Genomic DNA, 13,232 nt, shown 5'->3' on the forward strand with positions numbered 1-13,232 from the left:
TTTATAAACCTCTTGAATCATTATTTTCATCTTTAAAAAGAATATCCGCTCCGACTGCTCGTTCAACGGATTTTTTAATCATGCGAACTCCATATCCGTTTGTACCTAGCTTTGATGGAATTGGTATAAGTGCCGGGATCGTTTTTTCTGAATATTTATCAGCATCGTTTTCTAATCCGGCCAACAAAATATCAGTAATATAAATTATAGCGTATTCATTTGAGATAAACATCTTGTCAAGCTCCGCTGCAGCATTTTCTGTAGTCTCGCAGAATCTAACATCGAAACCTACAGCTCTGAAGCCAAGCACGCTTTCTTTGTCACCGATGACAGCAATCTTTTTAATGTCTTTATTCATATTATTCTCCGAAACGCATTTAAAGAATTATCTCAGATTCAGACGAATCTCATCGTTTGAAAGAGATACTCTCTTCCCGGCAAATACAAGCCGCATATTTTTAATTTCACGTTCTCTGTTTAATATATATTCTATTATAACTTCCGGACCGAACGGAATATATTTCAGAGAATTGATTTTACCGGCGAAAAAGAAATCAAATATTCTTTCCACTTCTGCAAAGCTAAGCGATGAAAAACTTTCTGCGTTGTATTTTGAAAATAGAGAACTGTATTGTGTCATACTAAGCAATTCAAAAAGCTTGCTCGCAGAAGTATTTCCGTCTTCATTCTCTCCTTTTTTTGAATAACGATCATTGAAAACGCATTTTTCAATATATCCTTTATCGGAAAGAATGAGATCAAGAAAGATGAAACTTTTATTCATCTTTGAGCATCTGATGAATGAAGTAATATTATACACATCAATTTTTGTTTTAACATAATCAATCATAAACTTGCTGCCAAAGCTTTCCGCGCCGGATAGCATATCGTCAAAACAGGCTTTGTCAATTAAAATATCGACATTCTGCGGATCTCCTGTCTTTGCAAGTGATTCAACAGCTTCACCTGAAGCAGCACACATATTTGTCTGTAAGCATCTAAAATCACGGTTTTTAATTGCAAGATTTATTTCCGCAGGAGACACATTCCCTGTTTTAAAATACAGATCACTTGCCGATATCCCAAGCGCATCGCATTTGATTGCCGATTTAATATTGTGGCAATCATATGGTAGGCGCAGAATACTTACAGGTGATTTTACAGGAGCAAATTCACCGCAGATATTGTAAGCTTCCTCAAGCCTTTTTTCAAAATAATCCTCATAATTGATTATTACAGTATCCGTTTGTTCGGATTCTGTAAGCATATCCAAAGCCTCATTATAGCTCTTTGCTTCGATAAGCTTATCCGTAGATATTTTTGACGCGTTTTTGGCATCATACGCTCGGAGTCTTGCTCCAGCATATAAATAATCGTTTTCGTTGTACATTTAAGCCGGTTCCTTTTCAGGCTTTAAACAACAGCTCCAACACTTTTGCTTCCAAAGCTTTTTTATATATGGAAACAATCGAATGTATGGAACAATTATAATCTATATCGCCTATAGTCAGAATAAATCCGCCGTCTATTTTCGCCGGAATGCGCGAAAGAGTAAGTTTTGACACAGCATCCGGAAATTTATTGCTTTGGACAGACAGTGCGGCAATGAGAAAATCATGTCCTATTTCCGCGGTATCTTTTTCGTTCAAAGATATGACAGCGTCCGAGTTTTCACAGCAGTCTTTAAAATAAGAACAAAGAAATTTAATATAAGCATCTTTATCAAGAGAAGCCAGTTTCTTCTCGGCATCTGAAAAACATTCTTCGGATATTGTAATTTTTTCATTGAGAAGTGCGTTTCTCAAAGCAAGTTCGTTTGAGCTGTCAGATCTTGTTAATTCAAGATCGTCTGATTTTTTAGAACGTTCTTTAATAACAGATGCTTCCTGCTCGGCTGATTTTTGAGTCTGCTCTATTATGTCTTTTGCCTGTCGTTCTGATGACTCGAGAAGATCCGATGCATACTTATTTGCGTCGGCTATTATTTTATCCGTAATTACGTCAATACTGTTCATAATTAACTATTTATATCTTAAGCGAGAGAATCATAAGCAGTGAAACAAGGAGGGAGAATATCGCATATGTTTCAACGAGAGCTGATGATATAACGCCTTTAATAAATTGATCCGGACGCTTTGCCAATATATTAACTCCAGCGCATGCAACTCGTGCCTGATATAATGCTGAAAAAAGTCCGACAAAAGCGATGGAAATACAAGCGCAAAAAATATACCAGCCTTGAGCGTCTGTCAGTATCACGGGATCTCCGGCAAGTACATTAAGTTTAAGTATCACTATAAATGCGGTGATAAAACCATATATACCCTGCGTACCCGGAAGAGCTTGTAATAATAAAGCTTTACCGAACTTAGTCGGATCCTCTGTAACTACACCTGCGGCGGCTTCTCCGACCATGCCAACTCCTCTTGCCGAACCGATACAGGCAAGTATTACGGACAGTCCTGCTCCGATAAGAGCAACATTATTTGCTGAAAAATCTGGTAAGTTCATTTTTTTAACCTTTCTTATATGTCATCTTTTATTCATTGATGATTTCAATATATTTTGTATCTATTGAATACGGAGAAAATTCTCTTCCGCCGTCTTCATAAAATTTTCCGAAAAATTCGATGTATTGAAGTCTGCTTGTGTGAACAAATGTGCCGAGCAGATTGAGCGCAATATTTAATGCATGCCCGACAGGAATTATCAGGAGCATCATTATTATACCAATGACTGACGGACCGGCGAGCGTAGCCATAATGTTGACAACACTTGCGATTACCGCCGACGCGAGACTAAGTGCGAGTATTCGTGAATAAGAAAGAAGATCAGAGGCGTAGCTTACAATGTTATACAAGCTTAAAAGACCCTTGCCGAACTTTAAAAATATATTTTTTTCCGCTCTGCCCTGAGTTAAAACAAGCATCAGCATTCCGGAAATAACGACATATTTACCTATTTGAGGCAAAGCAGTGCCCGATGCGGCTGCTCCCGCTGCGTAAACACCGAAGCCAATAAACAACACCAACCAGCTGCCGACATCGCAGATAGCGTCAAACACTTGCCCGCGCTTGCATAACATATAAAATTTTATGATAAGACCTGTAAGCAGATGCAGCGCTCCGATAGCTATTGAAACGATCAAAAGCTTGAGAGGGTCGTTTAAAGGATCGAACCATAATGCTGTATTAAGCTTTCCCGGACTTAAAAGAATACTTTCTTTGAACACACTGGGCAGATCACCCATATATGCTCCGAAAAGAATTCCCGCTATAGCAGATGAAATGCCAGAAATAGCAAATGACAGCAACATTTTTTTTGATGTACCTTTAGGCTTCATGAGCTTGTTAAGTATAAAGCATCCAACCGAAAGAAGAACACCATATATAAAATCCGCAAACATAAAACCAAATATTACAAAATAAAACAGCCCCATTACAGCCGTCGGATCATATCCGTTATAATCGGGATAAGAATACATTCCCAGTATTGCTTCAAATGGTGTCGCAAGCACACTGTTTTGAAGCATTACCGGAACAGAATCATCGCTTTCCGGATCCGTTATTTCATAATAACATAAAAATTTACTTAAAAGCTTTTCGAGCTTTCCGATATCCTTTTCACAAACAAATCCGGTGATGAAAACCGATGAATCTGTCGTTATCATATCAGATCGAAGCGAAAGCACCGAAAGCTTTGAGTTTATATAATCGACGGCATATTCAAATTCGTCAGCGTATTTCGCAAGAGCACGGTATTCCGAGTCAAGCTGTAAAGACGCGGCTTCAATTTGATTTATTTCATTTATGCAGGATTTTATCTCATCCTTTGCCGTCATAACCGCATCTCCAAAGGAAGGTCGCATATAACCAAAGAATGAAAGTGTGCTTCTGAATATATCATCATTGTCATTCAAATATATTCCAGTGTAATATGAAAGCTCGTTCTGAGTTGATACTAAAACAGCGTAACAGTTTTTTTGTTCAAGCTCTGAAATTACGGTTTCCGATGGAAACTGAGATGGTAATGTAAACAATTCAATCGAACATGTTTTCGTTACTTTTTCAGACAGCGGAAGTGTATAATCTTCCCAAGGCTTAAAAGAAGCGATCCTGTTATTAAGCTGATTTACCTTTGCTTTGTATTCTGTCAGCTTTTTTGAAATATCAAGAATACTGTCAACCTTATTGAATGTGTCATAAAGTGATGAGTCAAGAGCTTCAAAATCCGATCTGGTCATTGATTTTTTGGTAAAATCCAGAATTTTTTTCTTTTCTCTATATTTTCCCACACATTCAAGTGCGTAAATTAAATCCTGTTTCTTCTTTTCAAGCTTTTGTACATCGGAATCTGTTTGCAATACTGATATTGAAGAACCGTATAGCTTTGTAAGCTTATCTTCATCCGGTTTCACAGTCTCAAGTGCGCTTAACCAGCAAAGCTCCTTTGATAATTCATCACAGCTTTCCTTCAATGAGAGAAGAGAAAGCTTTTTCATTTTTAATATGGACATTTATCGTTTAATTTCCTTTGCTGATGACATATTTTACGATATAGTCGCTTGCTACATTAAAATTCTTTTTTGATGAGTTTCTTATTTCTTTAATTTTTACCAATGAATTCTCTTTTGCGGCTTTTTTCCTTTGTGCTATTTGATCGACATTTTTAGCTGAGCTATTTTTTGCTTCCGACAATGCCGTCGCACGTACGGATGCAAAAACCTCTGCGGCTTTTTTTTCGGCTTCGGCAATGCGAGCTTTTGCGGCGACATCAGCCAAACGTCTTATTTTTTCCGCTTCTTTTTCAGCGGATATTATTTTTTCAACAGCTTCGAGCGCCATTTAATTATTCCTTCCGTATGAAGTTTAAATGAGGATTGCCATAAAAATACGATAACTCCATTAATTATATCATAGATTATTCATTATTTCAATTGCTTTTTTGCTTTTTTTTAGACTATTTCAGATTTAAACGTGTTTATTCATATATTAGAAAAATGATTTTATTCCGAATTTTATAATATTTTATTCATTTTTTACTATTTACATCGCCTTTTGATTGTGATATTATTATATGAGATTTTATCGAGATATTTATCGGAAAGGTTATGTATAAGATGAACAAAGTCACGTTTAAAATTGATCTATGCAAGGGATGCGGGCTCTGCGTCACTGTATGCCCCAAAAAGATCATTTCGCTTGAAACGACAAAGTTAAATAAAAAAGGACATCATCCGGCCGGCATCGCAGCTGTCGACGAGGATAAATGCATTGCATGCGCATTCTGCGCAACTATATGTCCTGATGTTGCTATAATTGTTGAAAAGTAATATATAAAAGAAAGGAAACGGTTCACAAGCAAAAATGAGTAAAGTCTTAATGAAGGGCAACGAAGTAATTGCGGAAGCGGCTATAAAAGCCGGCTGTCGTCTGTATTTCGGTTACCCGATAACTCCTCAAACGGAAATTTCCGAAACGCTTGCTAAAAGAATGCCTAAAGTCGGCGGTCTTTGTATGCAGGCAGAAAGTGAAATTGCCGCGATAAACATGGTTCTCGGCGCATCTTCTACAGGAAAACGCGTTCTGACAAGTTCCTCATCGCCCGGGCTCAGCCTTAAAAGTGAAGGAATTTCCTACATAGTAGGCTCTGATCTTCCTTGCGTTATTGTAAACGTACAACGCGGAGGCCCTGGCCTTGGCGGTATACAGCCTTCGCAAGCGGATTATTTTCAAGCTACAAGAGCTCTTGGCCACGGTGATATGCATATTATTGTCCTTGCCCCGGCATCTATACAGGAAATAGGAGATCTGACACAGGAAGCCTTTGATCTTGCGGATATATACAGGACGCCTGTTATGATCCTTGCTGACGGCGCACTGGGACAAATGATGGAACCGATCGACTTTGATGCAAGAACACCGAGAGAAATTCCCGAAAAGACATGGGTAGCTTCCGGACATCATAATAAAAGAGCTCATAATATAATAAATTCTCTGTATATTCAGCCTGAAGATCTCGAAAAAAATATTATTTCGCGTTTTGAAAGATATAAAAATATTGAAAATACTGAAGTTAAATATGAGAGCTTTATGACGGACGATGCGGATATAGTAATTGTATCTTTTGGCATCGCATCGAGAATCTCAAAGTCCGCAATTATCAAAGCAAGAGCCGCAGGCATTAAAGCGGGGCTTCTCAGACCGATTACTGTTTGGCCATTCCCTGCTAAAAAGCTGCGTTCCCTTGCCGATACTGCCAAGACTTTTCTATCTGTAGAATTGAATATGGGACAGATGGTCAGCGATGTTAAGCTCGCTGTTGAATGCAAGAAGCCTGTTGAATTTTACGGCAGAACAGGGGGAATGATTCCCTCGGTGGATGAAATATTCGGAAAACTTTCCGAAATGAGCAAATCTCTCTGATTTTCCTCTGATCAAAATGAAAGGATATTAACTAATGATAGTTTTCGATAAACCACATGCTCTGACTGAAATGCCATTTCATTATTGTCCCGGATGCACCCATGGCATAGTTCACAGACTTGTTGCTGAAGTAATAGACGAGCTTGGATGCGAAGGACGAACGGTTGGCATTGCTCCGGTAGGATGCTCTGTTTTCGCATATAATTATTTCAACTGCGATATGATAGAAGCTCCGCACGGCAGAGCGCCTGCCGTTGCAACCGGAGTAAAACGCGCATGCCCGGAGAATGTCGTCTTTACATATCAAGGCGACGGAGATCTTGCCGCTATCGGGACAGCCGAAACTGTTCATGTCGGTGCCCGCGGCGAAAATATAACCATAATTTTTATCAACAACGCTATATACGGTATGACAGGCGGCCAGATGGCTCCCACCACGCTTCCAGGACAGGTTTCGACAACCACTCCATACGGACGTGACGTTAAAATTCAAGGCAACCCCATTAGAGTATGTGAAATGCTCTCCACTCTTTCCGGTACCGCTTATGCCGAGCGAGTCGCTGTCGATTGTGTAAAGAACATTAAAAATGCTAAAAAAGCAATTAAAAAAGCTTTTGAAACACAGATCAAAGGTCTTGGATTCTCAATTGTAGAGGTTTTGTCATCCTGCCCGACTAACTGGGGCAAAACACCCGAGCAGGCTCTTGAATGGATAAGAACGGATATGATTCCTTATTATCCTCTCGGAGTGTATAAAGATACTACAGGCGAAAAGGAGGTAAAATGAATATGTACAGAATTCTGCTTGCCGGCTTCGGTGGACAGGGCATTCTTTTTGCGGGAAAACAAATAGCAAAAACCGCGATGCACGCAGATAAATTCGTAACATGGCTTCCCTCATACGGCCCCGAAATGCGCGGCGGTACATGCAATTGCTCTGTTATTATATCAGACGATCAAATCGGTTCTCCTCTCGTCACAGAACCCGATATCCTTATTGCTATGAACCTGCCTTCTCTGGACAAATTCGAATCATCCGTCGTATCCGGCGGTTCAGTCTTTATAGACAGCAGCCTTATATCCAGAAAATGCGTGAGAAGCGATATAAAAGCTTTCTATATACCCGCTTCCGAGCTTGCTGAAAAAAACAATCTTTCCGGAATGGCAAACGTCATTTTTCTCGGAGCCATCATTGCCAAGACACAAATGTTCGAATATGATTATTTTCTTAAGCTGCTCACAGAATCTATTCCCGCGTCAAAGGCTCACCTGATAGAAATAAATAAAAAAGCTCTTGATTTAGGGTATAATTACACAATATAATATAGATTTCATATAACGGTTTTATTATGGATTTCAAAAAGCTGAAGCAGATAACCTCGGTTGTTTCTCAAACGCTTGACAAAGTTACCGATATTTTTAACGGCGATTCATGCTTTATGAGCGCTGTAATTTCGGCTGCCGGAAGCGGCGCAAGAATGGGCGGAATATCAAAGCAACTTTTGAAAATCAATGATAAAACCGTTATCGAATATTCTCTTGAAGCATTCCAAAACAGTACTTTTTTCGATGAAATTATCATCGTCGCGCGACAGGATGAACTCGATATTATGAAATCCATCGCTTTTTGCGGCAAATATTCCAAAGCAGTCAAAGTAGTAGCCGGAGGGGCGACGCGAGCGGAATCAGTCGCAAACGGCTTTTACGCCACTGATAAAAAATGCAGATACATCGCAATTCATGACGCGGCCAGACCGCTTGTCACCTCGAAAGAAATCGACACTCTTGCAAAAAAAGTGCGGCAATGCGGTGCGTGCGCCTGCGGACGCGCTTTATCTGACACAATTAAGCGTATTGATAACAAACGCCGCGTTACCGAAACGCCCGACCGAGAAGGGCTGGTTTCGGTTTTCACTCCGCAGGTGTTTTCCTCTGATATCTATCGGTCTGCGCTTGCAGCGGCACAAAAAGGCGGATTTACGGCGACTGACGACTGCGCGCTCTGCGAACGTGCCGGTTTTACAGTCCGTATATATGATACCGGTAATTTCAGTTTAAAGCTGACTTATCCGGGAGATGAAAAGCTTATTTCTTCAATTATCAATTCCAGACTTAAGGGAGAATGAAAAGATATGGACCTTACGTGCCTGAGAATAGGAACAGGTTATGACGTTCATAAGCTTGTAAAAGGAAGAGAACTTATTATTGGCTGCGTCGACATTCCTTATGAATTCGGTCTTCTTGGTCATTCAGACGCGGATGTTCTTGCGCATGCAATAATCGACGCGCTTTTCGGAGCGGCGTACCTTTCAGATATCGGCACAAATTTTCCCGATACCGACGAAAAATATAAAGACATATCCGGGTCAGAGCTGCTTATAGCTGCAAACAAGAAGATCATCGCCGCCGGATATCGGATAATCAATATTGACTCTGTGGTTATTGCCCAAAAGCCAAAGCTTATGCCATATATACCGCTTATGCAAAAAAAGATTGCAGAAGCATTGAATATCGAAAGCTCTCTTGTTTCCGTTAAAGCAAAAACTGAAGAAGGTCTCGGTTTTACCGGCGCGGAACTCGGAATAGCTGCTCAAGCAACAGCACTTTTAATGAAAGTATAAAGCCACGCAATTATTACCTCGAATTATTATGAGCAGATATAATTGCCTCATTAATAAATATACATCCAATGCTAAATTCTGACCGTGAACAAACAAAAATAAAACATAAGGAGTATAGTATGAATCTTTATCTTTCTCCCTCCGATCCCTCCCTTGAAGAAGGGCTGATGCTTCTTTCGGACGATCTAGGAATAACTGTTTCCAATTTCGGAGATTCCGTATGTGTATCATATGAAAAAACCGGTGAAATGAAGCTTTGCGTTTCCTGCGAAGGATATAAAGCAAAAATTACTTATTATGAAAAAGCTCATTTTTACAGAGGAATCGGGCTTTTGCTCGAACACCTTTCTTATGGTGAAAAATCCTTTGAAATAACAGAACATCCTCGTTTCACTTTGAACGGCGCAATGTATGATGTGGCTCAGTCAAATGCCGTTCCGGATCTTCCCGCCGTTAAAATGCTTTTGCGCCGCGAAGCAATAATGGGACTGAATATGTTCATGCTTTATTGCGAAGATAATTATGAGGTAGAGGGCTATCCGTATTTCGGATACATGCGCGGCAGATATTCAGGAGCAGAAATCAAAGAACTGGATGATTATGCTTATGCGCTTGGTATTGAACTGATTCCGTGCATACAGACTCTCGCGCATTTAAGAGATGCGCTCCGCTGGTGGTTCACATATCATGGTATGCGCATGGATAAGGACACCTTACTTGTCGGTGAAGAAAAAGTATATGACTTTATAGATGCAATGATAAAGGCCGCGTCTCAGAATGTGCGATCAAAGCGTATACACATAGGTATGGACGAAGCGGAAAATCTCGGTGAAGGTCAATATTTGAAGCTTCACGGCTATCGCCGCAGATTTGATATAATGCTTGAGCATCTTGACAGAGTTAAAGCAATATGTCATAAATACGGACTCAAACCGATGATATGGAGCGATATGTTCTTCTCAAGCGCTACAAAATCAGGCGGGTATTACGATAAAGATGTAGTGATACCTCAAGAAGTGCTTGATGCATATCCAAAGGATGTTCAGCTTGTATATTGGGATTATTACAGAGACGATAAGGATTTTTACAGGACATATATCAAACGCCATTATGAATTTGGCACAAAACCTGTATTTGCCGGAGCGGTTCACACATGGTATTCTATTGCACCGCGCGTTATTCCTTCCATATCCTATACAGACGCCGCTTTGCAGGTATGCGTTGAAGAAAATATAGACGAAGTTTTCTGTACCATCTGGGGCGACGACAATACGGAAGCGCATATTTATTCAACACTTCAGGGGCTTCAGCTGTATGCCGAAATAAGCTTTAATGGCCCTTATAATGCCGAAGCCTTTTCTAAACGGTTTGAATTTTGTACCGGAATCAAATATGACCAGCTTCTTGACCTCGGAAATCTTGATGCTCTTCCGGAGCATAATACAAATGGACAAGGATACGCTGTATACTCAAAAACTTTTATGTGGAATGATGTTCTGCTCGGCTTCAATGACAGATTTTTCGAAAATGACTGCGAAAAATATGAAAAGCATTTCAGAGATTGCGCCGAAAGATATGAAAAATATGAAACGCAGAACGGCGAATATAATTCCATGTTCACTTATTACAAGCTCGTTGCGCGTGCTCTTGAATACAAAGCTTCCATTGGCATGAGGCTTATCGAGGCATATAAGAGCGGCAGCAAGGAAAATCTACAAAAGCTTCTGCCGCGTTTATACGAGCTGAAAAAGAGAATGTGCGAGTTGAAGGATTTTCATCGTTCGGACTGGTATACTATCAACAAGCCTATGGGCTTTGAAGTGTTCGACTTAAGATATGGCACAGTAATAGCGAGAGTTGAAACGGCTATATCCAGAGTTACAAAGTATATAAACGGCGAAATAACCGGAATCGATGAGCTTTCAACTCCGAGACTCGAACCGAATGTTTTCACAAACGGATACGGATATCTTTTCTCTGCAAGCCGTTCATCTTTTGTTAATTAATATTAAAGCGTATTTACAGTTAATCCGACGGAGGTTATTATACTTCCGTCGGATTACATAAAAATTCTGATTTAATAATTAGGACATTATCAATCAAATATTGTGTATATACCCATATACATCACCGAAAATACACATATTTGAGTTATTATTTTTCTATATTAAAAACGGAGGATATCGCATTGATTGAAGTTAAAAATCTGATAAAAAAATATGGCGATAATACTGCTGTGTCGGATATTTCCTTTTCGATCGAGCATGGAAAGATATATGGCTTTCTCGGTCCGAACGGCGCAGGAAAATCGACAACAATGAATATCATCGCCGGATGCCTTGCCGCAACGAGCGGTACGGTAAGTATAAATGGATACGACATATATGAAAATCCAGTAGAAGCAAAACGCTCTGTCGGCTATCTACCCGAATTCCCTCCTCTATATCCTGATATGACACCGAATGAGTATCTGTCCTTTGTGGCTGAAGCAAAAGGTGTTCCGCATGACATGATTTATGCAAATGTCCTTGATGCTATGGAGAAAACGCAGATAACCGATGTTCAGGACAGACTTATCAAAAATCTTTCTAAAGGGTATAAACAGCGTGTCGGCATCGCTCAAGCAATGCTGAATTCACCGGAAGTTATTATTCTTGACGAACCGACGGTAGGGCTTGACCCGATACAGATAATTGAAATACGTGATTTAATCCGTTCTCTGGGCAAAGATCACACTGTAATTCTTTCAAGCCATATCCTTTCTGAAATCAGCGCTATTTGTGACTATATAATGATAATTTCCAAGGGAAAGCTTGTCGCCAGCGATACAATTGAAAACCTTACCGACGTCACAAACATAATGAAAATCGTAATTAAAGGCGACAAATCTTCTGTCATGTCAATTCTTTATTCAATTGATCCATCGTTTGATATTGCTGTTTCACAACTCGCCGAAGAGGGCGAATATGTATATGAATACACGATTGAAACCGCCTCCTCAGTTGATATAAGAGAACAGGTTTATTTAAAGCTCAGGAATACAAATTCAATTATACTTAATATGGATACTCAGAAAATCGGACTTGAAGAAATATTCCTGAAACTCACTAAAGAAGATCACAGCGATGTATACTCGAACGCCACCTGCATTGAAAATAATCAGAGTTCAGAAAATTCTGATGAAGAAGACGAAGATAAAAAAGAAAATACAGATGATTCTTCCGCTTCGGCAATAAACACCGACGACAAAGAAGCATATAAAAAGATGTTTGAGATGCCCAAAGAAGGAGATGAAGAAAATAAATGAACGCCTTTTATAAAAAAGAGTTGAAATCGTATTTTCAGAATATGAGCGGATGGATATTTATAGCTTTTATTCTTCTTATGACCGGTATATTTTTCAGCGCGACGAATCTGCGCGGCGGAAATGCGAATTTTGAATATTGCGTTTATACAGTAAGCTTTGTGTTTCTGCTTGTGGTTCCTATTATTACAATGCGCGCTCTCGCGGAGGAAAAACATAATAAAACCGATCAGCTGATTTATTCACTGCCGGTGCCGCTTCATAAAATTGTCATGGCAAAGTTTTTATCGATGGCGACCGTCTTCCTTTTCGCTGTTGCGGTAATGATGCTTTGCCCGGTTGTATTGTCTTTTTTTGGTAAAGTTGATTTGCTTACTTCATACAGTACGCTTTTTGGATTTATGCTTCTTGGTTCATCACTTATTTCGATAGGTCTATTTATATCATCCCTTACAGAGAGCCAAATCATTTCAGCTGTAATAAGCTTCGGAACTTTTTTATTGATATATCTCATGTCATCGCTTTCTTCTCTGATACCGACAAGCGCAATTGCTTCGTTGATTGCCTTTTCCTTATTAGCTCTGATAGTGGGCGTTGTGACATATACGCTGACGAAGAGTTATCCTGTCGCGGTTATTTCTTTTTCTGTTTGTGAAATCGCTGTAATCGCTGTATATATATTAAATAAAAGCCTTTTTGAGGGTGGATTTGCTGGCTTTCTGAAATCGATTTCTCTTTTTGATCGCCTCCAGAGCTTTGTTCTCGGGATATTCGACCTCTCGGCGGTTATATATTATCTGTCTATTATCGGGATATTTATTTTCTTTACAGTTCAATCCCTTGATAAAAGACGCTGGTCTTGATTATAGGAGGTATCGAAAA

The 13,232-nt window shown here is 39.6% G+C and carries 15 protein-coding genes; 9 read left to right on the forward strand and 6 right to left on the reverse strand.

Translation table 11 applies throughout. From position 1 onward, the window contains the following. Position 1: 1 nt before the first annotated feature. Genes VB118_09560 through VB118_09585 form a run of 6 tightly spaced genes read right to left on the reverse strand, consistent with a single transcriptional unit; the run spans position 2 to position 4,844 of the window. Positions 2-358 carry a V-type ATP synthase subunit F gene (locus VB118_09560; GenBank protein ID MEA4832843.1) on the reverse strand — a complete coding sequence of 119 codons (357 nt, stop codon included), beginning with the start codon at positions 356-358 and terminating at the stop codon, positions 2-4. A 27-nt stretch (positions 359-385) separates the two neighbouring features. Continuing rightward, complete coding sequence (locus tag VB118_09565) at positions 386-1,390, reverse strand: V-type ATPase subunit (GenBank protein MEA4832844.1); 1,005 nt, start codon at positions 1,388-1,390, stop codon at positions 386-388. Between the two features lie 16 nt (positions 1,391-1,406). Further along, entirely contained in the window at positions 1,407-2,015 is a 609-nt protein-coding gene (locus tag VB118_09570) for a V-type ATP synthase subunit E family protein (protein ID MEA4832845.1), read from the reverse strand. A 10-nt stretch (positions 2,016-2,025) separates the two neighbouring features. Then, positions 2,026-2,511 (reverse strand): V-type ATP synthase subunit K, encoded by a 486-nt coding sequence (locus VB118_09575; GenBank protein ID MEA4832846.1) that lies wholly within the window; start codon positions 2,509-2,511, stop codon positions 2,026-2,028. A 28-nt stretch (positions 2,512-2,539) separates the two neighbouring features. Then, on the reverse strand, positions 2,540-4,516 hold the full coding sequence (locus tag VB118_09580; protein ID MEA4832847.1) for a V-type ATP synthase subunit I: 1,977 nt from the start codon (positions 4,514-4,516) through the stop codon (positions 2,540-2,542). Between the two features lie 7 nt (positions 4,517-4,523). After that, the gene (locus VB118_09585) at positions 4,524-4,844 is read right to left on the reverse strand and encodes a hypothetical protein (GenBank protein ID MEA4832848.1); all 321 of its coding nucleotides are present in this window, start codon (positions 4,842-4,844) and stop codon (positions 4,524-4,526) included. 275 nt (positions 4,845-5,119) lie between these two features. Here VB118_09585 and VB118_09590 point away from each other — a divergent pair, with 275 nt between their 5' ends. From VB118_09590 to VB118_09630, 9 genes are all read left to right on the forward strand, one after another. Continuing rightward, positions 5,120-5,332: a 4Fe-4S binding protein gene (locus tag VB118_09590; GenBank protein MEA4832849.1), complete on the forward strand. Its 213-nt coding sequence runs from the start codon at positions 5,120-5,122 to the stop codon at positions 5,330-5,332. 34 nt (positions 5,333-5,366) lie between these two features. Beyond that, positions 5,367-6,425, forward strand: a complete 1,059-nt coding sequence (locus VB118_09595; GenBank protein MEA4832850.1) for a 3-methyl-2-oxobutanoate dehydrogenase subunit VorB — start codon at positions 5,367-5,369, stop codon at positions 6,423-6,425. Between the two features lie 34 nt (positions 6,426-6,459). Further along, a complete protein-coding gene (locus VB118_09600; protein ID MEA4832851.1) occupies positions 6,460-7,212 on the forward strand; it encodes a thiamine pyrophosphate-dependent enzyme in 753 nt (250 codons plus the stop codon). Further along, positions 7,209-7,748, forward strand: a complete 540-nt coding sequence (locus tag VB118_09605) for a 2-oxoacid:acceptor oxidoreductase family protein (protein MEA4832852.1) — start codon at positions 7,209-7,211, stop codon at positions 7,746-7,748. The genes VB118_09600 and VB118_09605 overlap by 4 nt, the downstream gene beginning before the upstream one ends. A gap of 26 nt (positions 7,749-7,774) precedes the next feature. Then, complete coding sequence (ispD, locus tag VB118_09610) at positions 7,775-8,551, forward strand: 2-C-methyl-D-erythritol 4-phosphate cytidylyltransferase (protein MEA4832853.1); 777 nt, start codon at positions 7,775-7,777, stop codon at positions 8,549-8,551. A gap of 21 nt (positions 8,552-8,572) precedes the next feature. Then, the gene (ispF, locus tag VB118_09615) at positions 8,573-9,046 is read left to right on the forward strand and encodes a 2-C-methyl-D-erythritol 2,4-cyclodiphosphate synthase (protein ID MEA4832854.1); all 474 of its coding nucleotides are present in this window, start codon (positions 8,573-8,575) and stop codon (positions 9,044-9,046) included. Positions 9,047-9,165: 119 nt separating this feature from the next. After that, entirely contained in the window at positions 9,166-11,052 is a 1,887-nt protein-coding gene (locus tag VB118_09620; GenBank protein ID MEA4832855.1) for a beta-N-acetylhexosaminidase, read from the forward strand. 182 nt (positions 11,053-11,234) lie between these two features. Then, a complete protein-coding gene (locus VB118_09625) occupies positions 11,235-12,353 on the forward strand; it encodes an ABC transporter ATP-binding protein (protein ID MEA4832856.1) in 1,119 nt (372 codons plus the stop codon). After that, positions 12,350-13,213 carry an ABC transporter permease gene (locus tag VB118_09630; protein MEA4832857.1) on the forward strand — a complete coding sequence of 288 codons (864 nt, stop codon included), beginning with the start codon at positions 12,350-12,352 and terminating at the stop codon, positions 13,211-13,213. The genes VB118_09625 and VB118_09630 overlap by 4 nt, the downstream gene beginning before the upstream one ends. Positions 13,214-13,232: the final 19 nt, after the last annotated feature.

The organism is Oscillospiraceae bacterium, from assembly GCA_034925865.1.
Taxonomy (GTDB): Bacteria; Bacillota; Clostridia; order Oscillospirales; family SIG627; genus SIG704.

What these genes read in the sequence shown, in the direction of transcription:
- VB118_09570 (MEA4832845.1), bottom strand. Translation starts at nt 2,015, where the DNA reads ATGAACAGTATTGACGTAATTACGGATAAAATAATAGCCGACGCAAAT.
- VB118_09620 (MEA4832855.1), top strand. Translation starts at nt 9,166, where the DNA reads ATGAATCTTTATCTTTCTCCCTCCGATCCCTCCCTTGAAGAAGGGCTG.
- VB118_09630 (MEA4832857.1), top strand. Translation starts at nt 12,350, where the DNA reads ATGAACGCCTTTTATAAAAAAGAGTTGAAATCGTATTTTCAGAATATG.
- VB118_09590 (MEA4832849.1), top strand. Translation starts at nt 5,120, where the DNA reads ATGAACAAAGTCACGTTTAAAATTGATCTATGCAAGGGATGCGGGCTC.
- VB118_09600 (MEA4832851.1), top strand. Translation starts at nt 6,460, where the DNA reads ATGATAGTTTTCGATAAACCACATGCTCTGACTGAAATGCCATTTCAT.
- VB118_09585 (MEA4832848.1), bottom strand. Translation starts at nt 4,844, where the DNA reads ATGGCGCTCGAAGCTGTTGAAAAAATAATATCCGCTGAAAAAGAAGCG.
- ispD (MEA4832853.1), top strand. Translation starts at nt 7,775, where the DNA reads ATGGATTTCAAAAAGCTGAAGCAGATAACCTCGGTTGTTTCTCAAACG.
- VB118_09580 (MEA4832847.1), bottom strand. Translation starts at nt 4,516, where the DNA reads ATGTCCATATTAAAAATGAAAAAGCTTTCTCTTCTCTCATTGAAGGAA.
- VB118_09605 (MEA4832852.1), top strand. Translation starts at nt 7,209, where the DNA reads ATGAATATGTACAGAATTCTGCTTGCCGGCTTCGGTGGACAGGGCATT.
- VB118_09560 (MEA4832843.1), bottom strand. Translation starts at nt 358, where the DNA reads ATGAATAAAGACATTAAAAAGATTGCTGTCATCGGTGACAAAGAAAGC.
- VB118_09595 (MEA4832850.1), top strand. Translation starts at nt 5,367, where the DNA reads ATGAGTAAAGTCTTAATGAAGGGCAACGAAGTAATTGCGGAAGCGGCT.
- VB118_09575 (MEA4832846.1), bottom strand. Translation starts at nt 2,511, where the DNA reads ATGAACTTACCAGATTTTTCAGCAAATAATGTTGCTCTTATCGGAGCA.
- VB118_09565 (MEA4832844.1), bottom strand. Translation starts at nt 1,390, where the DNA reads ATGTACAACGAAAACGATTATTTATATGCTGGAGCAAGACTCCGAGCG.